Origin of the sequence: Pseudomonas sp. M5 (assembly GCF_016907075.1) — a bacterium.
Taxonomy (GTDB): Bacteria; Pseudomonadota; Gammaproteobacteria; order Pseudomonadales; family Pseudomonadaceae; genus Aquipseudomonas; species Aquipseudomonas putida_E.
This window is the reverse complement of sequence record NZ_JAFBBH010000001.1, coordinates 1,754,273-1,770,263: the sequence shown is the minus strand read 5'-3', so window position 1 is coordinate 1,770,263 and position 15,991 is coordinate 1,754,273. Positions and strand designations below refer to the sequence as shown.

14 protein-coding genes are annotated in these 15,991 nt (G+C 64.3%); all 14 read left to right on the top strand.

Going from position 1 to position 15,991, the window contains the following annotated elements; all coding sequences use genetic code 11:
* Nucleotides 1-152 precede the first annotated feature (152 nt).
* On the top strand, nt 153-1,178 hold the full coding sequence (locus JOE27_RS08115) for an NAD(P)H-dependent glycerol-3-phosphate dehydrogenase (protein WP_115274288.1): 1,026 nt from the start codon (nt 153-155) through the stop codon (nt 1,176-1,178).
* Between the two features lie 36 nt (nt 1,179-1,214).
* A complete protein-coding gene (locus JOE27_RS08110; RefSeq protein WP_046785237.1) occupies nt 1,215-1,562 on the top strand; it encodes a DUF4389 domain-containing protein in 348 nt (115 codons plus the stop codon).
* Nucleotides 1,559-2,017 carry a phosphohistidine phosphatase SixA gene (sixA, locus tag JOE27_RS08105; protein ID WP_046785236.1) on the top strand — a complete coding sequence of 153 codons (459 nt, stop codon included), beginning with the start codon at nt 1,559-1,561 and terminating at the stop codon, nt 2,015-2,017. Before JOE27_RS08110 ends, sixA begins: the two co-directional genes overlap by 4 nt.
* 172 nt (nt 2,018-2,189) lie before the next feature.
* Entirely contained in the window at nt 2,190-2,978 is a 789-nt protein-coding gene (locus tag JOE27_RS08100) for an alpha/beta hydrolase (RefSeq protein WP_115274289.1), read from the top strand.
* Nucleotides 2,975-3,829, top strand: coding sequence for an alpha/beta hydrolase (locus tag JOE27_RS08095; RefSeq protein ID WP_115274290.1), 855 nt, complete (start codon nt 2,975-2,977; stop codon nt 3,827-3,829). The genes JOE27_RS08100 and JOE27_RS08095 overlap by 4 nt, the downstream gene beginning before the upstream one ends.
* 109 nt (nt 3,830-3,938) lie before the next feature.
* Nucleotides 3,939-4,730: a DUF4892 domain-containing protein gene (locus JOE27_RS08090; RefSeq protein ID WP_119687479.1), complete on the top strand. Its 792-nt coding sequence runs from the start codon at nt 3,939-3,941 to the stop codon at nt 4,728-4,730.
* Nucleotides 4,731-4,742: 12 nt separating this feature from the next.
* Nucleotides 4,743-5,795, top strand: coding sequence for an AI-2E family transporter (locus JOE27_RS08085; RefSeq protein ID WP_042112064.1), 1,053 nt, complete (start codon nt 4,743-4,745; stop codon nt 5,793-5,795).
* Between the two features lie 176 nt (nt 5,796-5,971).
* On the top strand, nt 5,972-6,061 hold the full coding sequence (kdpF, locus tag JOE27_RS08080) for a K(+)-transporting ATPase subunit F (RefSeq protein WP_039602773.1): 90 nt from the start codon (nt 5,972-5,974) through the stop codon (nt 6,059-6,061).
* Nucleotides 6,062-6,070: 9 nt separating this feature from the next.
* Nucleotides 6,071-7,765, top strand: a complete 1,695-nt coding sequence (gene kdpA / locus JOE27_RS08075) for a potassium-transporting ATPase subunit KdpA (RefSeq protein ID WP_125924919.1) — start codon at nt 6,071-6,073, stop codon at nt 7,763-7,765.
* Nucleotides 7,766-7,775: 10 nt separating this feature from the next.
* Nucleotides 7,776-9,830: a potassium-transporting ATPase subunit KdpB gene (kdpB, locus tag JOE27_RS08070; RefSeq protein ID WP_046785231.1), complete on the top strand. Its 2,055-nt coding sequence runs from the start codon at nt 7,776-7,778 to the stop codon at nt 9,828-9,830.
* 10 nt (nt 9,831-9,840) lie between these two features.
* Nucleotides 9,841-10,392 carry a potassium-transporting ATPase subunit KdpC gene (kdpC, locus tag JOE27_RS08065; RefSeq protein WP_125924917.1) on the top strand — a complete coding sequence of 184 codons (552 nt, stop codon included), beginning with the start codon at nt 9,841-9,843 and terminating at the stop codon, nt 10,390-10,392.
* A 46-nt stretch (nt 10,393-10,438) separates the two neighbouring features.
* Nucleotides 10,439-13,093 carry a sensor histidine kinase KdpD gene (locus tag JOE27_RS08060; RefSeq protein ID WP_046785229.1) on the top strand — a complete coding sequence of 885 codons (2,655 nt, stop codon included), beginning with the start codon at nt 10,439-10,441 and terminating at the stop codon, nt 13,091-13,093.
* Nucleotides 13,090-13,785, top strand: coding sequence for a response regulator (locus tag JOE27_RS08055; protein WP_119687475.1), 696 nt, complete (start codon nt 13,090-13,092; stop codon nt 13,783-13,785). The genes JOE27_RS08060 and JOE27_RS08055 overlap by 4 nt, the downstream gene beginning before the upstream one ends.
* 408 nt (nt 13,786-14,193) lie before the next feature.
* Nucleotides 14,194-15,966: a GGDEF and EAL domain-containing protein gene (locus JOE27_RS08050; RefSeq protein ID WP_239539316.1), complete on the top strand. Its 1,773-nt coding sequence runs from the start codon at nt 14,194-14,196 to the stop codon at nt 15,964-15,966.
* Nucleotides 15,967-15,991: the final 25 nt, after the last annotated feature.

The window sequence follows — 15,991 nt, the reverse complement described above, 5'->3', positions numbered from 1 at the left end:
ACCATGGGGGTTTTGCCAGCCACAGGCAGCAAGCTGCAAGCTACAAGAAAACCTTGTGGCCAATGAGGGCGCTGTGTCTTGCAGCTTGCAGCTTGCAGCTTGCCGTATAATGGCCCGGTCGCCACTTAACTTATGGCTTTAACGGATTGAATATGACTGAACAGCAACCTGTTGCAGTTCTGGGAGGCGGCAGCTTCGGCACCGCCGTGGCGAACCTGCTGGCGCAGAACGGCGTGCCGGTACGCCAATGGATGCGTGACCCTGAGCAGGCCGAGGCCATGCGCGTCAATCGCGAAAACCCGCGCTACCTCAAAGGCATCCGTCTGCATGACGGCGTCGAGCCGGTCAACGACCTGCTGGCCACGTTGCACTACAGCGACCTGATCTTCGTCGCGCTGCCCTCCAGCGCCTTGCGCAGCGTTTTGGCCCCGCATGCCGGGTTGCTGCGCGGCAAATGCCTGGTCAGCCTGACCAAAGGCATCGAAGCGCAGAGCTTCAAGCTGATGAGCCAGATCCTCGAAGAGATCGCGCCCGATGCGCGAATCGGTGTGTTGTCCGGGCCAAACCTGGCCCGCGAGATCGCTGAGCATGCGCTCACCGCTACCGTGGTCGCCAGTGAAGATGAAGACCTCTGCCAGCGCGTGCAGGCGGTATTGCACGGGAGTACCTTCCGGGTCTACGCCAGCAGCGACCGCTTCGGTGTCGAGCTGGGTGGGGCTCTGAAGAACGTCTATGCGATCATTGCTGGCATGGCCGTGGCGCTGGGCATGGGCGAAAACACCAAGAGCATGCTGATTACCCGTGCGCTGGCCGAAATGACCCGTTTCGCCGTGAGCCAGGGCGCCAACCCCATGACCTTCCTCGGCCTTGCCGGGGTCGGCGACCTGATCGTCACCTGTTCTTCGCCCAAGAGCCGCAACTACCAGGTCGGTCACGCCCTGGGCCAGGGCCTGACGCTGGAGCAGGCGGTCAGTCGCCTGGGCGAGGTGGCCGAAGGGGTCAATACCCTCAAGGTGCTCAAGGCCAAGGCTGAAGAGGTCCAGGTCTACATGCCGCTGGTAGCAGGGCTGCATGCCATCCTCTTCGAAGGCCGCACGCTGAACCAGGTGATCGAGCGCCTGATGCGCGCCGAGCCCAAGACCGACGTCGACTTCATTTCCATCAGCGGTTTCAACTGAGCCTTTAGCGGCTTTGAACAGAACAAGGAGCGACACATGAACGATACCCCTGAGCGCGCCCAGCGCGAGTCGATCATCCTGCGCGTGCTGTGGATGCTGGTGTTTCTGGTGGTGTGGCAACTGGCCGAGCTGCTGCTCGGCGGCCTGGTGCTGGTGCAGCTCATCTACCGTCTGATCTACGGCGCGCCGAGCGCCAGCCTGATGAACTTCGGCGACAGCTTGAGCCAGTACCTGGCGCAGATCGGTCGCTTTGGCACCTTCCATACCGACAGCAAGCCGTGGCCTTTCGCAGACTGGCCCACGCCGCGTGCGCCGGAAGGCGAAGCGCCGCATGCCGTTGCCCCTGCACCCCACCCGGTGCGCGACGAGGAGCCCAAACTGTGAAGCTGTGGGTATTGCGCCACGGTGAGGCAGAGCCCAGGGCCAACACCGACGCCGAGCGGCGCCTGACTGCCCACGGCCGCGAGCAGGTGCTGCACAGTGCTGCGCATCTGCTCGGCCAGCCGCTGCAGGCCATCATTGCCAGCCCCTACGTGCGTGCTCAACAAACGGCCGCCCTGGTGCATGACACCCTCGGTTTCGCCGAGCCGGTGCGCACCGTGCCCTGGCTGACGCCCGACAGCAATGTGCAGGAGGTGATCGCTGAACTCGAACGCCTGGGGCTTGAGCACGTATTGCTGGTCAGCCACCAGCCGTTGGTGGGTGCGCTGGTCGGCATGCTGGAGCATGGCCACGCGCAACAGCCTGCGCCTTTGAGCACCGCCAGCCTGGCGCAGCTTGAAGGCGACTGGCCGCTGGCGGGGCTGATGACCCTGCAGGCCCTGCAGCACGCCCCTTGATTGATCGGCAACGGGCGTTTGCGCCTGTTGCCGTGCCCCAGCCGATTACTCGCAGCCCGGCTTCGTCAGCGCCTGGTGACCTGATCGCCCTCGCCGATGACCTTTACGGACGTTGTCGAGCGCCCGCGGGATGCCGACAATGGGCCATCATCCTCGTACCGGACCAGGTGCCATGTCGCAGCAGATCTTCTTCGCCCATGCCAACGGCTTTCCGTCGGCCACCTACGGCAAGCTGTTCGCGGCCCTGGCGCCGGATTACCAGGTGCAGCATCTGCCCCAGCATGCCCATGACCCCCGTTTTCCGGTGAATGAGAACTGGCAGAGCCTGGTGGATGAGCTTTTACACCACCTGGCCAGGCAGGATCAGCCGGTGTGGGGTGTCGGCCACTCGCTGGGTGGTGTGCTGCACCTGCATGCAGCCCTGCGGTGTCCTGCTTACTACCGCGGTGTGGTCATGCTTGACTCACCGGTGCTGACCCGCGCCGATCAGTGGTTGCTGCGCACCGCCAAGCGCTTTGGCTTCATTGACCGCATCACCCCTGCAGGCCGCACGCTGGGCCGGCGCGAGGCGTTCAGCGACCGCGCCAGCGCACGGGACTATTTCGCCAGCAAAAAGCTGTTCCGGCATTTCGACCCCGACTGCCTGGAAGCCTACCTCGAGCATGGCCTGCAAGACATGGAGCAGGGGGTACGCCTGCGCTTCGATCCGGCTACCGAAATCAGCATCTACCGCAGCATCCCTCACGCAAGCCCGGCCCCTGCGCGGCAGCTTCAGGTGCCACTGGCGATGGTGCGGGGTGAGCGCAGCAACGTGATTCGTCGCCACCACACGCTGGCTGTGCGCGGCATGCCCAAGGGCGAGTACCACAGCGTACCCGGTGGGCACATGTTCCCCCTGGAGCGGCCGACGGACACTGCCAGCCTGATCAAAGGCCTGTTCGACCGCTGGGGCCAGGCATGAGTGCCCACGTGGAGGAAGTCCGCCTCAGCCTGGGTCATATCGAGCTGGCTGCTCACCTGTTCGGCCCCGAAGACGGCCTGCCGGTGATCGCCCTGCATGGCTGGCTGGACAATGCCAACAGTTTTGCCCGCCTCGCACCGCAATTGAAAGGCCTGCGCATCCTCGCCCTGGACCTTGCCGGGCATGGCTACTCGCAGCACCGCCCGCCAGGCGCCGGCTATGCGCTGGCCGACTACGCCCATGATGTACTGCGGGTTGCCGAACAACTGGGCTGGCAACGGTTTGCCCTGTTGGGGCATTCGCTGGGGGCGATCATTTCTGTGCAGCTGGCCGCCGCCCTGCCAGAGCGGGTCAGCCATCTGGCGCTGATCGACGGCGTCATCCCGCCGACCGGCGCCGAAGCGGATGCCGGCGAGCGCCTGGGGTTGGCGCTGCAAGCCCAGTTGCGCCTGGATGGCAAACGCAAGTCGGTCTACAAGACCCTGGAGGAGGGCGTGCAGGCGCGCATGAAGGGCATGGTCGCGGTCAGCCGGGACGCTGCCGAGTTGCTCGCCCAGCGCGGCCTGATGCCGGTGCCTGGCGGTTACAGTTGGCGCAGTGACAGCCGCCTGACGTTGCCATCGCCGGTGCGCTTGAGCCATGCCCAGGCCATGGCCTACGTGCGCCGGGTGAACTGCCCGGCGTGCCTGGTGGTGGCGGCCGACGGCATGCTGGCGCGCCACGCTGAGCTGCTGCAACAGCTACCCTTTGAACAGAAGGTGCTGCCCGGTGGCCATCATCTGCACCTGAACGATGAACACGGCGCGGCCCTTGTCGCAGACTGTATCAATCGCTTCTTTGGCTTTGCTTGACTTGAGCCGGACAAGTGTCGAGGCTTGGCGGGTTGAACAGGGAGACAACCATGCAACTGCCAGACATCCTGGAGCTTCATTACGGCGCTCGCCGCCGCGCGGGTCGCCGATGAGCGTGCCCGTCATGATTCGTACTGCCGGCGCCTGCCTGGCGCTCGTAAGCCCGCTGCTGTGGGCCGGCGCCCTGCCCGTGCCCGTGGATGCCAAAGTGGTCGAACAACGCCCGGCAGTCGAGCAGGAGCGGGTCTACCCAATGGGCCCGCTACGCAAGATCAGCGGCCGTCTGCGCGTGGATGACAAGGTCGAGAGCCGAGGGCAGGTAAGTTCCATCACTTACGAACTGCCGGCCGAGCGTACGGCTCGTGAAGCCTTCACCAGTGCCCGCGAAGCGTTGCAGCGCGATGGCGGTTACCCATTGTTCTGGTGTCAGGGCCGCGATTGTGGCGAAGCCAGCCTGTGGGGCAATGAGGTATTCGGCAGCGCGCGGCTCAATGGCGGTGACGAGCAGCAGGCGTTCATCCTCCTGCGCCGCTCCGCCAAAGAGGCAGACACCCTGGTAGCGCTTTACAGCGTTACCCGCGGCAACCGCCGCGCCTACCTGCACGTGGAAGAGTTCGTCGCCAGCAGCCCGCTGGGTGAACTGATGCCTACGCCGGCTACGGTGCTGCGCGAAATGCGCGACACGGGCAAGCTCGACTACCCCGACCTGGCTGTGCCGCAACCTTCCTGGGTGACCTTGTTGGGTCGCAGCCTGAACCTGGACAGCACGTTGCGTGCAAGCCTCAGCGGTCCCCAGGCTGAGGTCTGGCGCGAGCAGCTGGTCAGGGCCGGTGTACGCAGCAACCGGCTCGAAGTCGGCAATGCCCCCACCGATGGCCTGCACCTGGAACTGATCCGTTGAATGAGCGCCACCATGGCCAACAATGATCGCCTGCTGATCCAGATTATCCTGCTGACCTTGCTCGGCGCTGCGTTGTGGGTGATGGCACCTTTCATTTCCGCGTTGTTGTGGGGGGCTATCCTGGCGTTTGCCAGCTGGCCGCTGATGCGCCTGCTGACACGCGCACTGGGTGGGCGTGAAACACTGGCGGCAGGCCTGCTGACCTCGGCCTGGATACTCATCGTGGCCTTGCCGTTGGTGTGGTTGGGCTTCAACCTCGCCGACCATGTTCGGGACGCCACCGCCTTCGTGCGCGACGTGCAGGTCGATGGCTTGCCTGATGCCCCCGCGTGGCTGGGCGGCATTCCCCTGGTCGGTGAACGCCTGGTCAGCGGCTGGCAGTCTCTCGACCAGCAGGGCGCCGCGCTGATCGCGTCGGTCAAGCCTCACCTGGGCCAGGTCGGCAACTGGTTGCTGGCACGCAGTGCGCAGATCGGCAGTGGTGTGCTGGAGCTGACGCTGAGCCTGGTCTTCGTGTTCTTCTTCTATCGTGACGGCCCGCGCCTGGCGGCGTTCGTCCTGCGTTTGCTGAACCGCCTTGTAGGTGAGCGCGCCGAGTATTACCTGGAGCTGGTGGCGGGCACCGTGCAACGGGTGGTCAACGGGGTGATCGGTACTGCGGCGGCACAGGCACTGCTGGCCTTGATCGGCTTCCTGATCGCCGGTGTGCCGGGGGCCATCGTGCTGGGCCTGGTCACCTTCATGCTCAGCCTGATCCCCATGGGGCCGCCACTGGCGTGGATACCCGCAACTGCCTGGCTGGTATGGCAGGGTGAGTACGGCATGGCGGTGTTCCTGGGTATCTGGGGCACCTTCGTCATCAGTGGCGTGGACAACGTGCTCAAGCCTTACCTGATCAGCAGGGGCGGCAACCTGCCGCTGGTGATCGTGCTGCTCGGGGTGTTTGGCGGTTTGATTGCCTTTGGCTTCATTGGCCTGTTCATCGGGCCAACCCTGCTGGCGGTAGGGTATAGCCTGCTGCTGGACTGGAGCCGCAACGCCGGGCAGCCAACGCCACAACGTTAACCTTGCGTCGGCCCGGGCGGGCTTGCCCTGCGCATGGGCCGGTGCAGGTAACACGACAAATCTGATCTTTACGCATTCTTTATTTCCAGCCCCACCCCTCGATCTCGCCCCTTTACGCCCCTCCCTTGGACAATTCCCCCAAAGCGGCCCAAGCCGTAACCAGGGGAGATCCACACATGAACATGCTCGACGGGCTGTCACTGCTACTGGCAGTGGCGTTGGCGGTTTACCTGCTGATGGCGCTGCTGCGCGCCGATCGCAGCTAGGGAGCGGCCATGCACAGTTATGACTTCGCGTTGCTGCTGGCGTTTTTCGCCATCGTGCTGCTGCCGGCACCCTGGCTCGGGCGCTTCTACTTCAACGTCATGGAGGGCCAGCGGACTTGGCTGACGCCGCTACTTGGGCCGGTGGAGCGGGGCTGCTATCGGCTGGCCGGCGTGCGCGCCGATCAGGAACAGAACTGGAAGCAGTACGCCCTGGCGCTGCTGGCGTTCAACCTGGCCGGTTTCGTGCTGCTCTTCAGCGTACTTTTACTGCAAGGTTACCTGCCGCTCAACCCGCAACACCTGCCCGGCCAGGAATGGTCGCTGGCTTTCAACACTGCGGTGAGCTTTGTCACCAACACCAACTGGCAGGCTTACAGCGGTGAAGCCTCGGTCAGTTACCTGAGCCAGATGCTCGGCCTGACCGTGCAGAACTTCGTAAGCGCCGCTACCGGGCTGGCCGTGCTGGTCGCCTTGTGCCGCGGCATCTCCCGGCGCTCGACCAGCAGTATTGGCAACTTCTGGGTCGACATGACCCGTGCCACCCTTTACGGCCTGTTGCCGTTGTGCCTGGTGCTCGCGCTGCTGCTGGTCTGGCAGGGTGTGCCGCAGACCTTCGCCGACTACGCCCACGCGGTGACCCTGCAAGGTGCTGACCAGACGATACCGCTCGGCCCTGCCGCCAGCCAGATCGCCATCAAGCAATTGGGGACCAACGGCGGCGGCTTCTTCGGCGTCAACTCGTCACACCCGTTCGAGAACCCAACGGCCTGGAGCAACCTGTTCGAGGTGGCTTCGATCATCCTGATCCCGGCCGCCCTGGTCTTCACCTTCGGGCATTACGTCAAGGACCTGCGCCAAAGCCGCGCGATTCTGGCCTGCATGCTGGGCCTGTTCCTGATTGGCGGCGCGACCGCGCTGTGGTCGGAGCACCAGCCCAACCCGGCGCTGGACAGCGCGCAGGTTCAGCAGAGCGCACCCCTGGAGGGCAAGGAAAGCCGCTTCGGCACGACCGGCTCGGTGTTGTGGACGGTGACCACCACCGCAGCGTCCAACGGGTCGGTCAACGCCATGCACGACAGCCTCAACCCGCTTACCGGCATGGTCGCCATGGTCAACATGATGGTCGGCGAGGTGATCTTCGGCGGCGTTGGCGCGGGGCTCTACGGCATGTTGCTGTTCGTGCTGATCGCGGTGTTCCTGGCAGGCTTGATGATCGGCCGCACCCCGGAATACCTTGGCAAGAAACTGCAGGCCCGGGAAGTGCAACTGTTGGTGGCAACCTTGCTGGTGATGCCGGTCGGCGTGCTGGTGCTTGGTGCCATCGCCGCCAGCCTGCCGGGCCCTGCCGGCGCGGTCAGCAACCCAGGTGCACATGGTTTCAGCCAGTTGCTGTACGCCTACACCTCGGGCGCCGCGAACAACGGCTCGGCGTTCGCCGGGTTCGGTGCCAACACCGTGTTCCACAACGTGATGATCGGCCTGGCCATGCTCATCGGCCGCTTTGGCTACATCCTGCCGATCCTGGCCTTGGCCGGAAGCCTGGCAGCGAAAAAAAGCGCGCCGCAAGGGCTGAACAGCTTCCCTACCCACGGCCCGCTGTTCACCGGCCTGCTGCTGGTGACCATCCTGCTGGTGGGCGGCCTGACCTTCCTGCCGGCCCTGGCCCTTGGGCCAATCGCTGAACACCTGAGCCTGGGTTTCTGAGGAACCGACCATGAACATGCCCATTCCTGAAGTGAACGCCCGGCACAGCGCCAAGGACCAGACCCGCTTCGCCGCGCTGTGGCGCCCGGCGCTGGTGCAAGCATTCGTCAAGCTTGACCCGCGTCAGCTCAAGCGCTCGCCGGTCATGCTGGTGGTCGCGCTGACTGCCGTCCTGACCACCGTGCTGTGCTTTGCCCCCGGCACTAACGTGAGCACCGGCGTTGCCGTGCAGATCGCGGTGTGGCTGTGGTTCACCGTGCTGTTCGCCAACTTTGCCGAAGCCCTGGCAGAAGGCCGCGGCAAGGCCCGCGCCGACAGCCTCAAGGCCGGCAGCCAAGGGCTGACCGCAGAGCGACGCATGCGCGACGGCACATTCGAGACCGTTGCCGCTGCGCAGTTGCGCAAGGACGACGTAGTCCGTGTCGTGGCCGGTGAGATGATCCCGGGTGACGGCGAGGTGCTCGAGGGCATCGCTGCGGTCAACGAAGCGGCCATCACCGGTGAGTCTGCGCCGGTGATTCGCGAATCCGGCGGTGACCGCTCGGCCGTCACTGGCAATACCCGGTTGGTTTCCGACTGGCTGCTCATTCGCATCACCAGCAACCCTGGCGAGTCGACCCTGGACCGCATGATCGCCCTGGTCGAAGGCGCCAAGCGACAGAAGACACCCAACGAAATCGCGCTGGACATTCTGCTGATCGGCCTGACGTTGATCTTCCTGATCGTAGTGGTCACGCTGCAGCCATTCGCCCACTTCGCCGGCGGCAGTCTGCCACTGATTTTCCTGGCTGCACTGCTGGTGACGCTGATCCCGACCACCATTGGTGGCCTGCTCTCGGCCATCGGCATCGCTGGCATGGATCGCCTGGTGCGCCTTAACGTGATCGCCCGCTCGGGCCGTGCCGTGGAGGCGGCCGGTGACGTGCACACGCTGATGCTCGACAAGACCGGCACCATCACCTTTGGCAACCGCCGTTGCAGCGCCCTGCATGCAGCCACCGGGGTGACCGCCAAGGAGCTGGGCGAGGGCGCCTTGCTCGCGTCGCTGGCCGATGACACGGCCGAAGGCAAGTCGATTGTCGAGTACCTGCGCCAGCTGCATGACTTCGTCGAACCGGGCGTGGGGCAGTTCGACGCCATTGCCTTCAGTGCCGAGACACGCCTGTCGGGCATCGATTTCCAGCAGCATCGCTACCGCAAGGGCGCCGTTGATGCAGTCCTCGCCTTCGTCGGCATGCAGCGCCTGGAAATGCCCCTGGCGCTGGCCCGCGAAGTTGAACGCATCGCCCAGAGTGGTGGTACGCCGCTGCTGGTGTGCGTGGACAAGCGCCTGCTCGGTGTGATCCACCTCAAGGATGTCGTCAAGCCTGGCATCCGCGAACGCTTCGCCGAGCTGCGCAAGCTGGGTATCCGCACGGTGATGGTGACCGGCGACAACCCGCTGACGGCCGCGGCCATCGCCGCCGAGGCCGGTGTTGATGACGTGCTGGCCGAAGCCACACCGGAGAAGAAGCTGGCGCGCATCCGTCAGGAGCAGAACGACGGCCGCCTGGTGGCCATGTGCGGCGACGGTGCCAACGATGCCCCGGCCCTGGCCCAGGCTGACGTGGGCATGGCCATGAACGACGGCACCCAGGCCGCGCGCGAAGCCGCCAACATGGTCGATCTGGACAGCGACCCGACCAAGCTGCTGGACGTGGTCCAGGTCGGTAAAGAGCTGCTGGTGACCCGTGGCGCGCTGACCACGTTTTCCATCGCCAATGACGTGGCCAAGTACTTTGCCATCCTGCCGGCGTTGTTCGCCGCCATTTATCCGCAACTGGGCGTGCTCAACCTGATGCAGCTGGCCAGCCCGCAGAGTGCGATCCTCTCGGCCATCGTGTTCAACGCGCTGATCATCATCGTACTGATCCCCCTGGCGCTGCGTGGCGTGCGCGTGCAGGCGGCCAGTGCTGCCCATCTGCTGCGGCGCAACCTGCTGATCTACGGCCTGGGCGGCATCATCGTGCCATTTGCCGGGATCAAGCTGATCGACCTGTTGCTCAACGCTTTGCACCTGGTCTGAGGAGGCCACCATGAACACATATGTACGCCCGGCGTTGAGCCTGATCCTGTTGTTGGCGGTGGTCACCGGCGCGCTGTATCCGCTGGCGGTGACCGGTGTTGCCCAAGTGGTTTTTCCGGAACAGGCCAATGGCAGCCTGGTCCGCGATGAGCAGGGCCAGGTGCGCGGCTCGGCACTGATCGCCCAGGATTTTCAGGGGGATGGTTGGTTTCATTCGCGGCCTTCGGCGGGGGCTTATGCCACCGTGGCCAGCAGTGCCAGCAACCTGTCGCCAAGCAACCCGGCGCTGGCTGAACGGGTAGCGGGCGATGCCGCGAAGCTGTATCAGGCAGGGCAGGGGCCGGTGCCCCAAGCCTTGCTGACCACCTCGGGCAGTGGCCTGGACCCGCATTTGCCACCGCAGGCCGTGGCCTACCAGATTCCGCGGGTGGCGGCGGCGCGCCAGATACCGGTAGAGCGCTTGCAAGCCCTGCTGGAAGGGGCCACCCTCCACCCATTGATCGGGCCGCCTGTGGTCAACGTTCTGGCTCTTAACCAGGCCTTGAGCAAATTGGCGCGATGAAGCAGGCCCGGACAATGCCGATCGTGGCACCACTGAAGGATGAAGCATGAGTGACGCAGCCCGCGCAGACGCGCTGTTGGCCAACCTGCCGCGCGAAGGCCGTGGCAGGCTCAAGGTATTTCTCGGTGCAGCCCCTGGCGTAGGCAAGACCTACGCCATGCTCCAGGCCGCCCACGCCCAACAGCGCCAGGGCGTGCAGGTACTGGCAGGCGTAGTCGAAACCCACGGTCGTGCCGAAACCGAATCACTCCTCTCAGGCCTCGCCCAGCATCCTCTGCTACGCAGCGAATACCGGGGTGTCACCCTTGAGGAAATGGACCTTGACGGCCTGCTGAAGGCCGCCCCCGGCCTGGCCCTGGTCGATGAACTGGCCCACAGCAACGCCCCGGGCAGCCGCCACGCCAAACGCTGGCAAGACGTTCAGGAACTGTTGGCCGCCGGAATCGACGTGTACACCACGGTCAACGTCCAGCACCTGGAAAGCCTCAACGACAAGGTGCGCGACATCACTGGCGTGCACGTGCGTGAAACGCTGCCGGACTGGGTGCTGCAGGAGTCTTTCGAGCTGGTGCTGATCGACCTGCCGCCACGCGAGCTGCTCGAACGTCTGCGTGAGGGCAAAGTCTATGTGCCCGAGCAGGCTCGGGCTGCGATCGATGCCTATTTTTCCCAGACCAACCTCACCGCGTTGCGTGAGCTGGCCATGCAGGCCGCCGCCGCGCAGGTCGATGCCGACCTGGCCCACGGCTACCGTCAGCGTGGGCAAGAGGCGCCGGCCCTGCGCGGGCGTCTGCTGGTGGGTGTCGATGGTGACGATCAGGCCGAACGCCTGGTGCGCCATGCCAGCCGGGTTGCGCAGCGTCGGCATTTGCCCTGGAGCCTGGTGCATGTGGACAACGGGCGGCTGCGCGACGAAACCGCACGGCAGCGTTTGCAGGCGGCTCAACAACTGGCTGAGCGCCTGGGCGGGGAAGTGGTGCTGCTGCGCGCAGGCGAGGTGGCACGCACGCTGATCCAGCATGCCGGCGAGCGCCGAGCCAGCCTGGTGCTGGTAGGTCAGTCGCGGGACCGCCTGCGTCGTCGACTGTTCGGCGCAGGCGTGGCTGCGCGGTTGCTGCGCGAAAGCCACGGGCTTGAGATCAACGTGCTTGACCGCGATGCCCAGCCGGCACCGACAAGTTCGGCCGCGCGGCGGGTGTGGGTATGGCGCCACTATCTGTTGGCACTGGCCGCGACCGTGCTGGCGACGGGGTTGTCCTGGGTGGTGTCGAGCGTGTTGGCGCTGCCCAATATTTCGCTGGTGTTCCTTGCCGCCGTACTTCTGGTTGCGGTGCGCAGCAGCCTGGGCCCGGCCTTGGCCTGTGCTGCCTTGTCATTCCTGACCTACGACTTCCTGTTCATCCCGCCGAATTTTTCCTTCAGCATCCAGCGCGAAGAAGACGTGCTGACGCTGGTGTTCTTCCTGTTCATGGCTGCGCTTACCGGCAACCTCGCTGCGCGTCAGCGCCGGCAGTTGCAGGCCCTTCGCGAAACCCAGGCGCAAACCAACCAGCTGCTTGACCTGTCGCGACGGCTTACGGTCGCCACCGACCGGCAAGCCGTATTCAACGCCGCCGGCCAGCACCTCAATGGCTGGCAGGACGTGCACGTGTGCCTGCTCGAACGCAATCCCGAAGGGCAGTTGCAAGTGGCCAGCGGCCAGGCCCAGGTCCTGAGCGACAACGAACGCGCCGCCGCCGAATGGGCCTGGCAACATGGGCAGGCCGCCGGCCATGGCAGCGACACCCTGCCTGATGGCCGATGGTGGTGGTGGCCGTTGACCGTCGACGATCATCCCTTGGCCATGCTCGGTGTCCGCCCCCAGTCCGGCGAACCTCTCAGTGCCCAGCGGCGCCGGCTGCTCATGGCGCTTGGTCAACCGCTGGCCCAGGCCCTCGCCCGGGCTCGCCTGGCCGAACAACTGGAAGCCGCCCGTCTGCACGGCGAGACCGAGCAGTTGCGCAGCGCGTTGCTGGCCTCTGTCTCCCACGACTTGCGTACTCCGCTGACCGCCATGCGTGGCAGTATCGACAGCCTGCTGGCGCTGGGCGAAGCCATCCCCACCGAAGACCGCCGCGAACTGTTGGAGGGTACCCGCAACGAAGCCGAACGCCTTGACCGCTATATCCAGAACCTGCTCGACATGACCCGTCTGGGCCACGGCGGCCTCAAGCTGGCCCGCGACTGGGTCGCTCCGGCCGATATCGTCGGCAGTGCCCTGAACCGCCTACGCGTGGTGCTCGCGCCCCTGCGGGTGCACACCGAGGTGCCCGCCGAGTTGCCGTTGCTGTTCGTGCACGCCGCGCTGATCGAGCAGGCGCTGATCAACGTGCTGGAAAACGCAGCACGCTTTTCGCCCGCCCAGGGCCGCCTCGAACTGCAGGTGTCGGTGCACGACGAGCAATTGCGGTTCGCGGTCAGCGACCAAGGGCCTGGCATCCCCGTGCCTGAACGCGAGAAAATCTTCGACATGTTCTACACCGCGGCCCGCGGCGACCGAGGCGGGCAGGGCACCGGCCTGGGCCTGGCGATCTGCCAGGGCATGATCGGCGCCCATGGTGGGCAGATCCTGGTCAGCGAAGGCATCGATGGCCATGGCACCTGCATCACTTTATGCTTGCCGCTGCCCCCACAACCCGAAGCCGAAAGCGAAACCCCATGAGCCAGTCCGCCACCCTCCTGGTCATCGACGATGAACCGCAGATCCGCAAGTTCCTGCGCATCAGCTTGGCCTCTCAGGGCTACAAGGTGATCGAGGCGGCCACCGGTAGCGAAGGGCTGGCTCTGGCTGCCTTGGCCAAGCCTGACCTGGTGGTGCTTGACCTCGGTTTGCCTGACATGGACGGGCAGCAAGTGCTGCGCGAGTTGCGCGAGTGGAGTGCAGTGCCGGTAATGGTGTTGTCGGTGCGCGCCAGTGAAGTGCAGAAGGTCGATGCGCTGGATAGCGGGGCCAATGACTATGTGACCAAGCCGTTCGGCATCCAGGAGTTTCTGGCCAGGGTGCGCGCGCTGTTGCGCCAGGTGCCCCAAGCGGGTGGGAGCGAGGTGACGGCGAGTTTCGGGCCTTTGACCGTGGACTTCGCGTTTCGCAAGGTGACGCTTGAGGGCGCTGAGGTGGCGCTGACCCGCAAGGAGTATGCGTTGCTGGCGCAACTTGCCGGGCACCCGGGGCGGGTGATTACCCAGCAGCAGTTGCTCAAGGATATCTGGGGCCCGACGCACGTGGAGAACACCCATTATCTGCGGATTGTAGTGGGGCATTTGCGGCAGAAGCTGGGGGATGATCCAACCGCACCGCGGTTCATCATTACCGAGGCCGGGGTGGGGTACAGGCTGGTTGCGCCTTCCTGCTAGGGCAATTGCCGGTCAAGCTGCACCTTCGTTGTTGCGCACCATGAGACGCCCTCCCTTGCGCCCTCTCCTCTGAATGGTCGCAGCCATCAGCCAACTGAGCGTTTTAGCTCAGCAACATCGCCCCCATTTACGCTTCCGTGTCAGGCGTTGCCTTAGGGCAACGCCGTTCTTTTCTTTGTACGCCAATTTTATTTTGTACAGGTGTGCAGCCGGGAATTTGCCGTATTCACGGCGAATAAGTCTTTGCTAAGAATAAAAAATTGTACAACGCTCTGGATTTGTACAGGTTTTGTCGGTACTGTTGATTTCCTCGCAGGAGCGCGGAACGTTCAAAGGAGTGATGAAGTCTCAGTAATGGCCCATAGCCATAACCTTGTTGCCATTCCGATAGGGGCAGGTGAAATGAACATGAATGTCGCCCCTATGCCGTCCAATGAAGAGCAGCGCTTGGCTGCGGTCGCCGAATGGTGTGTTGCGCACCAGGACTGCAGCACCGAACTGCGCACACTGGTCGAATGGGCCGGCCGTTACTTCAATGCGCCGATGTGCCTGATCTCGATCGTCAGCGAGTGCCAGCAGTGGTTCATGGCCAAGACCGCATTGGAGGCCGACAGCACGCCGCGGGATGTGGCGTTCTGTGCCCATACCATTCTTCAGGCGCAGCCGCTGGAAGTACTGGATGCGACGCAGGACCCGCGCTTTGCCGAAAACCCGCTGGTCACCGGTGCACCCGGCATTCGCTACTATTGCGGCGCTCCGCTGTTGGTGGACAAGCAGGTCGCGATTGGCAGTTTCTGCATCATCGATACGGTCCCGCGTGAGGCCATGGATGATGCTCAGCGCGGGATGTTGCAGGCGTTCGCAGACATGGCAGTGCAGATCATTGCCGGTATACGCCATCGAAATTTCTACGACCAGCCGACAGGGCTGTTCAATCGGGTAAAACTTGAATGCGACGTGCAGACGCGCCTTGAACGCCATGATGCCCTGACCGTGGTGGTGTTCGACATCATGCCGGCGCAGGTGCTTACGCACATGATCAAGGTGTTGGGCTACAACTTCGCCCACGACCTGACCCTTCAGGTGAAAGACCTGATCGTCAGCCAGCTTGACCCGGACCTTGCGTTGTACAAGATCAGCCCCACCCGGTTTGCCGTCATCGTGCATCAGCACCCTTTGGCAATGTGCGCGCGGGTAATCGGTGCGCTGAGCGACCCTGTGCAGTGTCATCAGATTCCCGTGCTCCTGGATGCTGCGGTCGGTATTTCGCCGGTCACCCGCTGCGACGACGATGGCAGCCTTGACTGGTTGCGCCGTGCGGTGGGCGCCGCTGACGCAGCCCGTGGCAACCCTAGCCGCTGCGCGCACTATCAGCCGGAGGTGGACGCCGCGCAGCGCAGGGCCTTCTCCTTGCTGACCTCACTGGGGGCAGCGCTGCAGAGCGATGACGAGCTCAGCCTGCACCTGCAGCCGCGAGTTGAACTGCAAGGCCATACCTGCAACAGCGCTGAAGCACTGTTGCGCTGGCGTCATCCGCACTTGGGGGATATTTCCCCTGCCGAGTTCATCGCCCTGGCCGAGAAAACCGCGCTGATAGCGTCGATCAGCCTGTGGGTGATGCGCGCGGTGTTGAACATCCTGCAACACGCTCAGGCGCCGGACTTGCGCATCAGCATGAATGTCACCGCGCGCGACCTGGAGAACGCAGCATTCATGGACACCTTGCTTGCCGAGCTCCAGCACAGGGCCATCGCGCCATGGCGCCTGCAACTGGAGTTCACTGAAAGCGTGCTGATCGAGCAACCCGAAGAAGTGCGCCGGCAGTTGCTGCGTGCACGTCAGGCCGGGATCGACATCGCCATCGATGACTTTGGTACCGGCTATAGCAACTGGGCCTACCTCAGCCGCATTCCTGCCACCCTAGTGAAACTGGACCGCTCGTTGATCCAGAAAGCCACGCACAGTGCCAAGGACCTCCTATTGGTGCAGTCGCTGGTGGGGTTGGCTAACCAGCTCGGTTACCAGGTTGTGGCCGAAGGCATCGAAACCGCTGAACAGCTCACCTGTGCCAAGGCCTGGGGTTGTACCCAGGCGCAGGGCTATTACCTGGCAAGGCCCATGCCGCTGGCCGCCTTCCAGACGTGGTACTGCAACAACCGGCTCCGCTGGTCGCAGATTTGACTTATTCGTCGCTATTCTCAGCAGG